Source organism: Microcoleus sp. S13C4 (assembly GCF_036700865.1).
Taxonomy (GTDB): domain Bacteria; phylum Cyanobacteriota; class Cyanobacteriia; order Cyanobacteriales; family Microcoleaceae; genus Microcoleus.
This window is the reverse complement of the sequence record NZ_JAUBPS010000007.1, coordinates 51776-66655: the sequence shown is the minus strand read 5'-3', so window position 1 is coordinate 66655 and position 14880 is coordinate 51776. Positions and strand designations below refer to the sequence as shown.

11 protein-coding genes are annotated in these 14880 nt (G+C 43.4%); 5 read left to right on the top strand and 6 right to left on the bottom strand.

The window, feature by feature from the left end; translation table 11 throughout:
- Nucleotides 1–57: 57 nt before the first annotated feature.
- Entirely contained in the window at nt 58–1362 is a 1305-nt protein-coding gene (locus QT996_RS05300) for an aspartate aminotransferase family protein (RefSeq protein ID WP_333045056.1), read from the bottom strand.
- 248 nt (nt 1363–1610) lie between these two features.
- A complete protein-coding gene (locus tag QT996_RS05295; protein ID WP_333045054.1) occupies nt 1611–2648 on the bottom strand; it encodes an adenosine deaminase in 1038 nt (345 codons plus the stop codon).
- Between the two features lie 255 nt (nt 2649–2903).
- Here QT996_RS05295 and QT996_RS05290 point away from each other — a divergent pair, with 255 nt between their 5' ends.
- The 4 genes from QT996_RS05290 to QT996_RS05275 all read left to right on the top strand — a co-directional run bounded on the left by QT996_RS05290 (nt 2904) and on the right by QT996_RS05275 (nt 9386).
- Complete coding sequence (locus QT996_RS05290; RefSeq protein WP_333045053.1) at nt 2904–4241, top strand: adenylosuccinate synthase; 1338 nt, start codon at nt 2904–2906, stop codon at nt 4239–4241.
- A 183-nt stretch (nt 4242–4424) separates the two neighbouring features.
- Nucleotides 4425–5030 (top strand): 50S ribosomal protein L25/general stress protein Ctc, encoded by a 606-nt coding sequence (locus QT996_RS05285; protein WP_333045051.1) that lies wholly within the window; start codon nt 4425–4427, stop codon nt 5028–5030.
- 553 nt (nt 5031–5583) lie between these two features.
- Entirely contained in the window at nt 5584–8289 is a 2706-nt protein-coding gene (locus QT996_RS05280) for a tetratricopeptide repeat protein (RefSeq protein ID WP_333045049.1), read from the top strand.
- Nucleotides 8290–8384: 95 nt separating this feature from the next.
- Entirely contained in the window at nt 8385–9386 is a 1002-nt protein-coding gene (locus tag QT996_RS05275) for an FkbM family methyltransferase (protein ID WP_333045048.1), read from the top strand.
- 51 nt (nt 9387–9437) lie between these two features.
- On the opposite strand, the gene QT996_RS05270 is transcribed toward QT996_RS05275, so the two are convergent.
- Nucleotides 9438–10508, bottom strand: a complete 1071-nt coding sequence (locus QT996_RS05270) for an IS630 family transposase (RefSeq protein ID WP_333045046.1) — start codon at nt 10506–10508, stop codon at nt 9438–9440.
- A 177-nt stretch (nt 10509–10685) separates the two neighbouring features.
- Here QT996_RS05270 and QT996_RS05265 point away from each other — a divergent pair, with 177 nt between their 5' ends.
- Nucleotides 10686–10997: a DUF4214 domain-containing protein gene (locus QT996_RS05265; RefSeq protein ID WP_333045044.1), complete on the top strand. Its 312-nt coding sequence runs from the start codon at nt 10686–10688 to the stop codon at nt 10995–10997.
- A 23-nt stretch (nt 10998–11020) separates the two neighbouring features.
- Here the strand turns inward: QT996_RS05265 and QT996_RS05260 are convergent, their stop codons facing one another.
- The 3 genes from QT996_RS05260 to QT996_RS05250 form a co-directional block, all read right to left on the bottom strand.
- A complete protein-coding gene (locus QT996_RS05260; RefSeq protein WP_333045042.1) occupies nt 11021–12223 on the bottom strand; it encodes a glycosyltransferase family 4 protein in 1203 nt (400 codons plus the stop codon).
- A gap of 43 nt (nt 12224–12266) precedes the next feature.
- The gene (locus QT996_RS05255) at nt 12267–13520 is read right to left on the bottom strand and encodes a glycosyltransferase (protein WP_333045040.1); all 1254 of its coding nucleotides are present in this window, start codon (nt 13518–13520) and stop codon (nt 12267–12269) included.
- Between the two features lie 67 nt (nt 13521–13587).
- Nucleotides 13588–14844, bottom strand: coding sequence for a glycosyltransferase family 4 protein (locus QT996_RS05250; RefSeq protein ID WP_333045038.1), 1257 nt, complete (start codon nt 14842–14844; stop codon nt 13588–13590).
- Nucleotides 14845–14880 lie beyond the last annotated feature (36 nt).

Sequence of the window (14880 nt, the reverse complement as noted above, 5' to 3'; positions counted from 1 at the left end):
CCTATCTTCTTCTTGCTATTCATTCGCGTTTTTCGCGCTTTCGCGGTTCGTTCAATCCTACTCCATCTCCTGCAAAACCCCTGTCAAAATTTCCACAAGGCGATCGATATGTTCCTTCTCAATAATCAGCGGTGGCGACAAAGCAATAATATCACCCGTAGTCCGAATTAACAACCCTTTTTCATAGCACTGCAAGAAACAATCAAAAGCCCGTTTCCCCGGCTTCCCAGCAAGAGATTCCAACTCAATACCCGCCACCAGTCCCAGATTGCGGACATCAATTACGTGCCGCACCCCATTCAAAGAATGCACCGCATTTTCCCAGTAACCAGCCATCTTATCGGCTCGTTCAAACAGCCTTTCTTCCTCATAAATATCCAGCGTCGCTAGAGCAGCCGCACAAGCCAGAGGATGACCAGAATAAGTATAACCGTGAAAAAGCTCGATCGCATTTTCAGGAGCATTCATAAAAGCATCATAAATCCCCTCTTTCACAAACACCGCCCCCATCGGCACCGTACCGTTAGTTATCCCTTTCGCCGCCGTCACAATATCGGGAACCACCCCAAAATATTCCGTTGCAAAACTAGAGCCTAGTCGCCCGAATCCAGTAATTACCTCATCAAAAATCAGCAGAATTCCGTATTTGTCGCAAATCGCCCGCAGCCGCTCTAAATAACCTTTCGGCGGAATCAAGACCCCCGTTGAACCAGCCACAGGTTCGACAATTACCGCTGCAATATTCGACGCATCGTGCAAAGCGACAATCCGCTCCAATTCATCCGCCAAATGCGCTCCCCATTCCGGTTGTTTGCGGCTGAAAGCATTGTGTTCGAGATTGTGAGTGTGAGGCAAATGATCGACTCCCGTGAGCAAACTGCCAAAAAACTTGCGGTTTGTACCGATACCGCCGACAGAAATTCCCCCAAAACCAACGCCGTGATAACCGCGTTCCCTCCCGATCAATCGTTGGCGAGTTCCTTCACCTTTCACCCGGTGATAAGCAATCGCAATTTTTAACGCTGTTTCAACAGATTCCGAACCCGAATTAGTAAAGAAAACGCGATCGAAATTGCCAGGAATCATCTTTACCAAACGTTCCGCCAATTCAAAAGCCCCCGGATGTCCCATCTGAAAAGCCGGAGAGTAATCCAAACGCAAAACCTGCTGTTTAACTGCTTCGGCAATTGTCTCGCGGGCGTGCCCTGCATTCACACACCAAAGCCCCGCAGTACCATCTAAAATTGAGCGGTTATCATCGCTTGTAAAGTGCATATCTTTTGCCGAAACTAACATTCGCGGATTCGCTTTAAACTGTCGGTTGGCGGTGAAGGGCATCCAGTAAGCGTCCATATTTGTCATGTTTTTTTATCCTTTTATATTGATACTTCTGCATCCAAACTATAGCTTGTGGCTGAGTATCGCTCGCTCGACGCTTATTATAATTTTACAAATATCTCTTTAAAACGAACCGCGAAGAGGCAAAGAGCGCGAAGGAAGATAAGAAAGAGGTTTTTGTCATTTCCCAGTAGAGTTTTTACCAGAAAACATTTGCCTATCTTCCTCTTTCTTTTCCTTCGCCCCTTCGCGGTTAATTAAATAGATATTCTTTAATTAACGATCGCCTCCACAGACTCATGCTGCAACAAACCGGTTAGCATTTTCACAGGCCGCTCCCCGTAGGGCCACGCGAAAGCATGGCGGAAAGCAGCTTCTTGACACGCTTGCAACTGCCGAAAATCAATGATATCCAAAGTTAACAAGTTCTCGTACTCGAAAGGCAGTCGCACGTTGTGCAATCCCGCGTTGTCGGTGCAAATGGCAATATCCACACCAGCTTCAAAACATCGATCGAACACAACCTTCAATTCGCGCATATCCTGCAACGTCCCCGTTTTGAGATAGGTAGTCGGGCAAACCTCCAAGCATTGACCCCTGCGCGCGACTTCTGGCAGCAGTTCGGGATATTTTAACGGAATTTGAATCCCATGACCGATACGCATCAGATAAGGCAGAAGTTGGGGATAACAGCCAGAGGTAGTTTCGTAGAGGTGGCCGGTAGTTTTGATGCCGATCGACCTCGCGTACTGGTACAATCCGACAAACTCCTCCAAACGCTCGCCAATACAATCATCGCCGCCAGCTATATCGATCGCACAAACATATTCTCCCATTTGCGCCGCCAAATCTACGATCGCCCGATTCACTTCATAAGGCAAACGCGAGTGCATACACAAAATTTGGCTAGTAACAATCGGACAATCGCTAATTTGACTTGCCTTGCCCACAACCTGTACAATTTCTGCCATCAAATCAATGCGTTGTGACTGATCCAAATGTTCTGGAGTCCGCAAATAAGGCGTATAGCGCAACTCCAAATAAGCCAGATTTTCAAACACGTAAGCGCCCCGCATCAACCGATAGATGAAATAAGGCAAAGTCTCAACAGTTTGAACGCTTTCTACCAGTGTGTGCAGTTCCAAATACTCATTGAGAGTATTGCGCGGACGAGTGTAAAACTCCTCAAACTCTGAGTATTCTTGAAATCGATTAACCATCTCAGCATTGTGGCGATCGAAATACCGCCACAGCACCCTAGGAACGACAGAACCACCCAGATGGCGGTGCAACTCAGCGTGTAAACTCATGGCAACAAAGCCTCTATTTTCTCAATGTTAACAAAAATTAATTTGACCGAAAACAATGGGGTCTATTGCCCCCGGACTCGTCTGTGGATCGGCTCTCACTCATTTGCGTATCCGATCGACCTGTGAACCGATGTATCCGTTGCGTAGCCTCTAAAATCTAAAATCCCAAATCTAAAATCTAAAATTGATTGACATTTAGGACGCATTCATAGATAATCGGAGATTGTGTCAACCTGAACTGAACGCGAGAAACCCTTGGCTAACGTAGTTGTGATCGGCGCCCAGTGGGGCGATGAAGGAAAAGGCAAAATTACCGATTTGCTCAGCAAATCCGCAGATATCGTTGTCCGCTACCAAGGGGGCGTCAACGCCGGTCACACCGTGGTAGTAAACGGTCAGACTTTTAAGCTGCACTTAATTCCGTCCGGGATTCTCTACCCTGATAAAGAGTGTATTATCGGCTGTGGGACGGTCATCGACCCTAAAGTTTTAATTGCAGAGTTAGATCAGCTAGAGGCACTGAATATTTCGACGGCCTCCCTGATGATTTCGGAGACGGCTCACGTCACGATGCCCTATCATCGATTAATTGATGTAGCATCGGAAACGCAGCGGGGAAATTATAAAATCGGGACGACGGGACGCGGCATCGGCCCTACTTACGCCGACAAGTCGGAACGTACCGGCATTCGGATGCTCGATTTAATGGACTTGGATGGGTTGCAAGAACAACTGGAATGGACGATTAATTGTAAAAATGTCCTTCTCGAAAAACTCTACAATTTGCCACCTCTAAATCCGCAAGATGTAATTGATGAATATCGAGTTTATGCGGAACGTTTGCGACCGCACGTAGTAGATAGTTCCCTGAAAATTTATGAGGGAATTCACAAGCGGAAAAATATTCTGTTTGAAGGCGCCCAAGGCACTTTATTAGACTTAGACCACGGCACTTATCCTTACGTTACTTCCAGCAATCCCATTGCTGGCGGTGCTTGTGTGGGAACGGGAGTCGGTCCAACAGCGATCGATCGCGTAATTGGCGTAGCAAAAGCTTATACAACCCGCGTCGGAGAAGGCCCCTTCCCTACCGAAATGGTAGATGGAATAGGAGCAGTTTTGGGCGAGAGAGGTGCAGAATTCGGCACGACAACCGGCCGCAAACGCCGCTGCGGTTGGTTCGACGCAGTAATCGGCCGCTACGCAGTCCGCATCAACGGCCTTGACTGTCTGGCAATTACCAAACTAGATGTTTTGGATGAATTAGAAGAAATAAAAGTTTGCGTTGCTTACGAAATTGACGGCGAAAGATGTGTTGATTTCCCGAAAAGTTCCCGGATATTTGCTCGCTGCAAACCTATTTACGAAACCCTTCCCGGTTGGAAACAGTCTACGGAAGAGTGCCGGAATTTGGAAGATTTGCCGCAGCAAGCTTTGGATTATCTGAAGTTTTTGGCAGATTTGATGGAAGTGCCGATCGCAATTGTTTCTCTCGGTGCCAGCCGCGACCAAACTATTATAGTAGAAGACCCGATTCACGGCCCGAAACGCGCTTTGCTTTCTGCAGACGGCCATCCCGCCAAACCATTTTAGGTTTGAGATTTTAGATGAGGAAAGAGTGATGGGGAGATTGGGAAAGTTGGAGAGGCCGAGATTGGGAGAATAGCCCAATTCCCACTTCCCAATTATTATCAAATATTCAGCGAATTTAATTAAGTTCGATCGCTGTAGCATAAATTTGATAAAATGTGAAAACAATCAGCAGAAAGTCATAAAATGGAACTCGCAGTAGAATGTCAAAAGCGGGCCGAAGGCAGTAAACCTAACGCCCTCCGCCGCTCTGGATTGATTCCCGCCGTCCTCTACGGTCACAAAGGATCTGAATCCATTTCCCTTACCATCAAAGCCAAAACAGTTGAACACCTGCTGAAAAAGCACGTAGTCAACAATACCCTAATTGACCTCAGCATTCCCGATCTATCTTGGAGCGGAAAAACCTTGCTGCGGGAAGTTCAAGTTCATCCTTGGAAAGGCTATCCTTACCACCTGAGCTTTTTCTCCGTAGCAACTCAAGACAGCCTGGAAGTTGGAGTGTCGCTGAATTTTGTCGGCGAAGCTGTCGGCGTCAAGTTAGAAGGCGGCATCTTGGATACCGTGCTGACGCAACTAGCAGTTAAGTGCAAACCTGACAGCATTCCTGAATCCATAGAAGTAGATATTTCTAATTTAAAGGTTGGGGATGCGCTGCACATTAACGAATTAGTTTTGCCTGCGGGAGTGGTAGCTCTCGGCGAACCAGATCAGGTGGTTGTTACCGTGCTGGGAATTCAAGCAGGTTCTGAAGCTGAAGACGCAGAAGAAGACGCAGCCGCAGCAGCTTAATTAGTAATTGCTAATAGTTGTTAACTAATGGTTGAAAAAAAGGGCGATCGCTTTCTCGCAAAAGGGCGATCGTTTTTTGCTAAAAAGGATATTCTAATTAGGGTTCGATCGCACATTTTGCAGCATTCTCAAAAACAGGCTTTCCGGTCTGTTCCACAAAAAGTGAATTTGTTGTGTTGTGGGCCGTTGCTTCTAGCCCGCAGGTAAAAAGCCTATAGAAAAGGGTGCAATCTGCCTTGCCCAAGCCACAAGAAACCATCCCACAAGCAAGAGAACCTGCAGGGTTTACTTTTCTTTACAACATGGGCTATCGACCGGAAGGTACAAAAGTCTGGACTGGCGCGCAAATCTCCCAGAAACCGTACTGATTCTTACATATTTAGCCGTAAAATCAAAAAAATCAGCCGAGAATCCCGGTTCCTCGCCAACACCGGGAGTCAAAAAAGTTAAGAATTAGGGGAACAAGCCCGCTACTCTTAGTGTCAAACGCGAGTATAATTGTGAAACGTTTTGACTACCCTATTTAATTCCTGCCTCTGGAGCCGCCGCCCATATGCCATCAACAGTGAATACAGAATCAACAGCGGTTCAATTTAACCAACAGGGAGAAACATACTTATCCCAAGGAAAAATAGAAGAAGCGATCGCATCCTGCGAGCAAGCTTTGAAGATTCACCCCAATTTTGCACCAGCTTACAAGACTTTGGGCAACGCGCTGCAAGCTCAAGGCAGGATGGAAGAGGCGCGGCACTGGTACGCTAAAGCGATTGAAATAGAACCGAATTTTGCCGAAGTATACGCGAATTTGGGCAGCCTTGGCGCGCAGCAGCAAAAATGGCAGGAGGCGATCGGATTTTATCAAAAGGCGATCGCGATTAAGCCGAATTTCGCGGGAGTGTACCGGAATTTAGCAAAAGTATTCGGACAAATTAGCAAACCGGAAGAAGCCCAGCATTGCTGGTATCAAGCATTTAGTTTGGAACCGGAAAAAGTAGCGCCTGGGGAACACTTGAATATGGGCGACGCTTTTTTTCGGCAGGAAAAATTCCCCGAAGCGATCGCTTGTTACGATCGCGCCATAAAATTAAATCCTAATGTGGCGACTGCTTACCAAAATTTGGGCGAAGCGCTCAAAAAACAAGGCAAGTTAGAGGAAGCGACAGCATATTATCGCAAAGCTATTGAACTAAACGCAGCTAATGCTAGAAATGGCAGCGAGGGAGAGCCAACTTTGGCGGGTGCCACTGCGAAAAACGGTGCAGTCAAGCAGCAGCCAGCAGCAACGGCAGTCAAGCAGCCAGTGCAGCAGCCAATGCAGCAGCAGCCAGTGCAGCAGCCAGTTAATTCTACAATTAATATAGAAGATCCAGAAGCATACAAAATACTCGCAGAAGGCTATTTTGCTCAAGGCAAATTGGAACAGGCGATCGCAGCTTGCAAAAAGGCGCTGCAAATTAAGCCGGAAGCGCCGCTTTACAAAATGCTGGGCAACGCTCTACAAGCGGGTGGCAAAATAGATGAAGCTAAAAGTTGCTATGTTAAAGCAATAGAAATTAACCCAAATTTTGCCGAAGCATATGCTAATTACGGCAGCATTTGCGCGCAGCAAGAACAGTGGCAGCAAGCGGTTTCTGCTTACGAAAAGGCGATCGCCCTGAAACCAGATTTTGCCGGTGCTTTCCGCAATTTTGCAAAACTTTTGACGCAGTTAGGCAAGTCGGAGGAGGCGGCTGAGGCTTGGTATCGAGCATTTGCGATCGACCCCAAGTCGGGTACCGCTGAGGAACACGAGAATTTAGCCAAAAATTTGATCGAGCAAGGTAAGGTAGATAAGGGAATTGAGTGTTACCGGCGCGCGGTTGAGTTGAACCCAAATGCTGGCGCAGCTTATCACGAATTGGGCGAAATTCTTAAGGGTCAAGAACAGTGGGAAGCGGCGGTAGATGCTTACACTAATGCCATTAGAAACAATCCTAATCTTTCTTGGTCGCACAACAATTTAGCTGAGTCGCTGGTTAAGTTGGAACGCTGGGAGGAATCTGTAAATGCTTACCGGAAGGCGATCGAATTAAATCCAGATTTTAGCTGGTCTCACAACAATTTAGCAGATGTGCTGGTTAAGTTGGAACGGTGGGAAGAAGCTGTAGAGTCTTACCGGAAAGCAACAGAATTAAATCCTGATTTCAGTTGGTCGCACAACTATTTAGCAGACGCGCTGATTAAGCTGGGAAGGTGGGATGAGGCAATTTCGGCTTACCAAAGGTCGATCGAACTCAATCCCGACCATTTTTGGGCGCACAACAATTTAGCAGAAGCGCTGGTAAATTTGGAACGTTGGGATGAGGCGGTTGTTGCCTACCGGCGTGCTAACGAAGTTAATCCGAATTTCTTCTGGTCGCAGAGCAAATTAGGCGACGTGCTGCTAGAAATGGAAAGGTGGGAGGAAGCGATCGATGTTTACCGGTGCGCGGCCGAGTTAAATCCTGATTTTCCGTGGACTTATTACAACCTGGCAACGGCTTTTGAGAAGCTGGAACGGTGGGATGAGTCGATCGCCGCTTACCGCCGCGCTGCGGAAATTCAGGCGGATTTGCCGTGGCTTTCGCAAAAGTTGGCTGATGCTTTGAGGATGCGATCGCAGTGGGATTTGCAGGAGGCGATGCGTTTGTACCGACGGGCGATTCAGGAGAATCCTGATGACGTGCAGTTGTATCACAAGGCGCTGGAGATTGCGCCGAATGATGCTGACCTTTATGTTGAGTTGGCTGATGCTTTGGTGCGGAAGAATTGGCCGGATGGGGCGATCGTCTTTTATCAGATGGCGTTGCAGGTAAATCCCGAATGCGGTGAGGCGCACTTGCAGTTGGGGTCGCTTTTCGCGCAAAAGAATGATAAAGATCGGGCGATCGCTTGTTACCGCCACGCTATTGAGGTTCAACCAAATGAGTATAAACCTTACCAATGGTTAGGCGATGCTTTGAATGCAAAAGGTCAGCGGGAGGAAGCGATGAACTGTTACCGCCGCGCGATCGAGTTAAAACCTGACGATCCGTATATCCACAACAATTTAGGGGATATGCTGCGACATCAAGGAGATTTGGAGGAAGCGATCACTTGTTATCGCCGCGCGATCGAACTTAAGCCTGATTTCTCTTGGTTCCACTATAATTTGGGTGAAGTTTTGACTAAGAAAGGGCAAATTGATGAAGCGAGTTCTTGTTACCGTCACGCCTTAGAGTTAGAACCAAAGATTTTCTAATTTTTAGTGGATAGAGTCTGTATTTCATAATTTGATGCAGGCTCAAAGATGTTATTTACAACTAGAAGAAATAAATCGAGAGTAGAGGAATTACAATGAACCCTGAAGAAGCTCAGCGCCTAGAAGAAGCCATCCAAAAGACTTTATCCACTCATGCTAAAAACGATAAAAGTTATCTATGGATGGCATATCAAGTAATCTTTGAACGGGAAGCTGATCCCGAGGGAATAGCTATGTTTTTAAACCAGCTAAAAGAAGGATGGACTCGACCTACTTTAATCGCAAAGATGATTGAGTCTAATGAATTTCAACACCGCTTACCACCAGGCACGCAGAGCTTTGCAAGTAGAGAAAGTCAAGTATTAATCGAACTGGAAAATTTTAAAATCTATGCCATGACTACTGACACTGCCGTTGGTCAAGAAATCATTAGTACCAGCAGCTATGAACCTCATGTGACTGATGCTATTGTTACACACTTAAAATCAGGCGATGTTTTTCTCGATCTCGGAGCTAACATAGGGTATTTCAGTCTCCTAGCAGCAAGCATTGTTAAAAATGACGGTAAAGTAATATCTTTTGAACCAAACCAATACAATAGACAACTGTTATATGCAAGTATCGTTGAAAATCAGTTTAACAATATTACAGTTTATCCCTTTGCAGTTTCAGATTGTCAACAAATTTTAAGATTAATGACATCTGGGTCTAATGGTTGGGTTGTCGAGTTATCTGAGGAATCTGTCAATTATCAATTAGTGCAATCCGTGATACTTGATGAATTGCTGGCATTTGAAAAACAAATTAATGTAATTAAAATGGATATAGAAGGACACGAACCTATTGCACTGCGGGGCATGGAACAGATAATAAATAAACACCGACCTATTATTTTTACTGAGTTTCATCCCTATGCTGTTGGTGAAGGGTATTTAAAACAACTGACACAGTATAATTATCGGTTATTTATCATTGAAGAAGTAGGAAAAATTCTGGAGGCTCCTAACACGACATTTGTGATGAATTTCTGGCAAAATTTAGCAGAAAAAGTGAATTATGACAGAATACACCTTGACCTGATGGCTCTGCCTTTGTAACTAGAAATGAGATATAGCAATTCTAAATGATTTTCTATATCTAGAGCCATCCTAAATGATTTTCTCTGTGTAAGTATATTGACGTATTTTGGGGAAATCAAATTTATGTTCGTTAGTAAAAAACTTAAACAAAAATTTGACTATCTTAAAAGACCTACATAAATACCAATACTTTCTTAAAAAGTTTTTAGCTTGTAACCAAATATCTTCAACGGGATTCTGTTGGGGAGCATTGGGAGCAAATAAAATACAAGTAATTGACCAATTATCAGGTTTTTTGTTACCATTTAGTTCTAATAAAAAGTCTCTAAATTCTCCATATTTATGATAACTTGCTCCATCCCAAATCAAGATAATCTTGCGATTTTTATATTTATTTTGTAAGTATTTTATGAATTTAACTGTTGATTTTCCATCACCAGATGGATGGCTCTGAACATGGAATTCTTTGCTTTGATAATTGAGTGCGCCAAAATAAGTTTGTCTATCTTTTTCATTAGTAATTCGAACTTTAATTCGGATTTTGGATTGACCCCAAACATAACCAGTTAGATCACCATGAAGTAGATGACATTCATCTAAAAACAATACTATTATTTCCCCAGACTCTATACCAGCCTTGTTTTTAAATAAAATATCGTTAATTTCTGCCGTCTTTTTTTTTACCAGTTCTTTATCAAATTTAGGATTCGTTTTTTGAGTTTTTTTCCAACTAATTTTCGCCCGGCTGAAAAGTTCATAGTAACTCTGTTTTGATTTATATATCACACCAAATTCTCGATCTAAATAAGTAGCCAGTTTATCTAAATTCCAATATTCTTTATTCTTTAACCACTCGATTACTTCAGTATTTTGTAGAGCCGTTAAATACCCTTTTGACCCTTTATGTCCTAGTTTGAGTCCGGCGATGCCTTTGGTTTTAAATTGCTTTTTCCAATAACCAATAAAAAACTTACTTACACCCAAAATCTTGCTAATTTCATGGTAGATATTACCTGAGATCGCCATCCTTACAGCTATTGCTCGTTTTAGTTCTCTGGCATCGATATCACTTTTAATGAAAGATTCTAAACACTCTATTTCTTTTTCCCTATCTTTTTGTGGCAGTTGTAAGTTATTCATGGTTTTATTGTCACAATCAAGTATTGCATATAATTGTATCATAGTCTTGATAATGATTTAGGATTGCTATATATTCAAGCAAGTAGCGATCGCACAATAGCGTGTATTTGCCAGGTTGATGCGCTGTCACTACATAATTTCCATTAAAATACATTCATAGATATCAAAGGAACCACCATGAACCCCGAAGCAGCAAAGCGTCTGGAAGAAGCCATTCAAAAAGCTTTATCCACTCACGCTAAAAGTGACAAAACCTATCTCTGGATGGCCTATTGGGTAATCTTTGAACGTGAAGCCGATCCACATGGATTAGAAGATTGGTTAAACGATATCAAGGCTGGTTTGAATCGAGCTGATGTCATCAAAAAGATGATTGAGTCAGAGGAATTTAAAACACGCCTATCAGGTGAAGCAAACAGCATATCTATTTTAGACGAGAAACTTCCGCCACCATCAAAAGGGTCAGAACACTGCTGCCACCTTTTATAGTCTGGTTACGATTGAGAGTTTGGCTATGTCAACTTAAAGCTCTCTAATTCTTGTTGAGCAAGCACCGCTGCTTGCTTCCAAGCTTGAGCTTGCGATTCAAACAACTTTTTCTCTTCTATTGTCCTCATAATATATTCAAGGCGATGTCTAATTTTTTGACCGATCACCTGGGGATGGAATAAAGACCTAATCTCGTTAGCTGCTCTCGCTCCTACTTGCTGTGCTTGCGGATAATTTTCAAAAACATACTGCATGAGCGAAGCTGTATGATTGATATCGGGCTCAGCCCAGATACTACCTTTTGGGTAAAGCCCATAAGCTTCAGTCGTTGCCACTAGATCGTATTTCACCAAAAAACTATTGCCGACATTCATAAAATCGGTATTGGATGAATAAGCCGTAGCTATGACTGGCTTGCCGTAATACATTGCCTCCGCCATAGTCAAACCAAAACCCTCAGCCCGATGTAGCGATACATAGCAGTTACAATTATCTACTAAGGCATGAACCTCTTCCTTGCTCAAATGGCCTTCGATAAGTTGAATAGAGGGCCACTCTTCTGTCCTCGCTTTTAATTGAGCGTACTGATTTTGATAGTAAGGATGAGGTCTAAACTTAATAATCAGTAAAACATCTTCATTAGACTTCCCAAAAGCTTTTTTAAACGCCTCAATGGTAGCAAAAGGATTTTTTCGCTCAAAACCGCTGCCCATGTCGAACATGAACAGAAAAATAAATTTGTCTTTAGGTAATCCTAAAGCTTCTCTGCCCAATTCGTTGGGCGGTAAATAAATGCTAGGCGGTAATTTCACAACTGGAAGAGGCGAGACATCAGAAATGGTTTCAGCGGTGTAATTACTGTAAGTCCAAACCTCATCAAATCGATTAAAAGCTCCCATAAAAAAATCTGGAAATACGGGAAGTTCCCAAATCCAAAAACCAATATTATAGCGATTATTAAAAAACTCAGGCTCGATACAATTCAACAAGGATTCGTGAGGGTTGGTATGGACGATATTAATAGGATAAGAATGATCGCGGGAAAAATTGGTGTATGTAGAATCTAAGTTGCGTTGCGAATCTTCTTTCAGATCCTTGATTGTGAAAGGAATGTTAGCTGCTTCTATGGCTCTGATTGTGCCTCGCACCCCCCCGCCCAAACCAAAATCGCCACTCACATGACCGATAATATTAACTCCAAACTTAAAATTTGTGTGATTGAACATGATTGAATTCCTCATCCGAAATATTTACCGTAAATCAAATTTGTCAAGTCTTAGCAAGCCTTTGGTATTGCGCTAGTTCAGATTGAACTTGCTGTGTTGTCTGGCGCCAAACTTGGATTTGGGAGTGAGCCAAAGCCGTCTCTTGCTGCATCTGATGGATACGAGTTGACCAGTTTGTAGATTGGTTCATTCTGTTTCTAATGATTTCCAACCGATTTTTGATTTTGATGCCTTGAAGTTGAGGACTAAGTAAAAACTTGATTTCTTGAGCTGCTCTTGCTCCTATTTGCTGGGCTGCTTGGGGATTTTCAACAACATACTGCATTAATGATGCTGCATGATCGATATGGGGATCTGCCCAGTAATTGCCTTTAAAGTAAGGCCCATAATCTTCGGTCAGCGTCACTATGTCATATTTTACTGGAAAACTATTGCCGACATTCATAAATTCCATATTAGATGAGTAACCAGTCGCGATTACGGGTTTACCGTAATACATCGCTTCCGCCATTGTCAAGCCAAAACCTTCGGCCCGGTGCAGGGAAACATAGGAGTCGCAATTGGCAACTAAAGCATGAAGTTCTTCTCTCTTTAAATGCCCATCTATAAAGTGAACTGGCCAGCCTGCTGCTTGCGCTTTGAGTTGGTCTCGCTCTTCGGGGAAAAAGTTGCCATTAGAAAACTTGAGTACCAGTAAGACATCTTCATTCGATTGAGCAAAAGCTCGCTTAAATGCCTCCAAAGTAGCAAAAGGATTTTTCCGACCTATTGTACTGTGGAAGTCAAACATGAACAAAAAAATAAATTTGTCTAGAGGTAATCCTAATGCTTCTCTCTCAAATGACGGTTCTGGAAATTCAAGGCTGGACATCATCTTAATCACAGGGACGGGGGATACGGGCGCGATGGCTTCAGCGCAGTAATTGCTATAAGTCCATATCTCGTCAAATAAAGAAAAAGCGTACAGCCACCCTGGAGGAAATAGCGGCAGTTCCCACGCCCAGAAGCCAATATTGTATCGACCTTTAAAGCATTCGCGATCTACCATATTGAAAACAACGGGTTCTGGCAGAGTATGAATCAGGTTAATAGGATAGGGATTTTGCTCGGAAAAACTTGTGTAGCTGTTGTCTAAATTTCGATGCCAATCTACCTTAATATCCTTGAGTGCAAAGGGAACACCAGCAGCTTCAATCGCTCTGAGAGTGGCCCTCGAACCTTCTCCGAGACCATATTCACCGCTCAGGTGTCCAATAAAATTGATGCCGAAGTTAGAATCTATTATTTGATTGAACATTGTTCGTCTTTTACTTAAGAAATATCTAGAATAAAGGCTTGACAACCAAGTGCTATTGTCGTTGAAATTAAGAGTATTTTGCTAACTCTTTCTGTACCTGCAATGCTGTCTGTCTCCAAGCTTGTGCTTGGCGAGCCAATAGATCTCTTTCTGTCTGAAGTTCATGAAACCGATTTGACAACTGGGTTTTATTGAGATGTGCCATGATAAATTCAAGGCGATTTTTAATTTTTATACCTACAGCTTGAGGATTTAATAAAGACCTGATTTCCTTGGCTGCTATTTTTCCTGTTTTCTGAGCTTCCCGATAATTCTCAAATACAGACTGCATCAGAGACGCAGCATGATCGATATCTGGTTCCGCCCACACACTGCCTTTCGGGTAAGCTCCATAATCTTCCGTTGTTGTCACCAGTTCGTATTTAACCGGAAAACTATTGCCAACATTCATAAATTCCATATTAGATGAATAGGCTGTGGCGATTACTGGTTTGCCGTAGTACATGGCTTCCGACATTGTTAAACCGAATCCTTCAGCCCGATGCAGAGATACATAACAGTCACAACTGTTAACCAAGCCGTGAATCTCTTCTTTTTTCAAATGCCCGTCTATAAACTGAAGAGATGACCAACCCTCAGCTAAATCACTTAGTTCCTGGCGCAGTTGCGGAAAAAGATGAGCATTAGCAAACTTGAGAACCAGTAAAACATCTTGATTAGATTTACCAAAAGCTCGTTTAAATGCCTCAACGGTGGCAAAGGGATTTTTCCGTTCAAAGGAACTGCCAAAGTCAAACATGAATAGAAAAATAAACTTATCTTTTGGTAAGTTGAGGTTTTCTCTTGTTAATAATGGTTGCGGGAATGCGAGGCTAACAGGAATTTTGAGTACAGGAACTTGGGAGACAGCCGCAAATGCTTCTACACAAAAATTACTGGTAGTCCAAATTTCATCAAATAAATCAAATGCCCACTGCCATTCAGAGGGGAATACTGGCAATTCCCATAACCACACACCTATATTGTATTTGCCTTTGAAATATTCAGAACCAATGCCGGGAAAGTATCCGGCTAAAATCTGCTCAACCCAATTGGGGTTGGTTTGGACTATATTGATTGGATATGGATTGTCGTCGGAAAATTTTTTGTAGCTGGTATCGGAGTTGGGTAGCCAATCTATTTTCAGATCCTTAGCTGCACAGGGAATTCGGGCTGCTTCTAGGGCTCTGAGATTCCCTCTAGCTGCTTCTGCTAGCCCAAAATCACCGGTTATATGACCGGCTAAATTTACACCCAAAGAATTATTTAGTTGATGATTTAACATTCGTCTTGCTTGTTGCTGAGTTTGTAATAATAGATT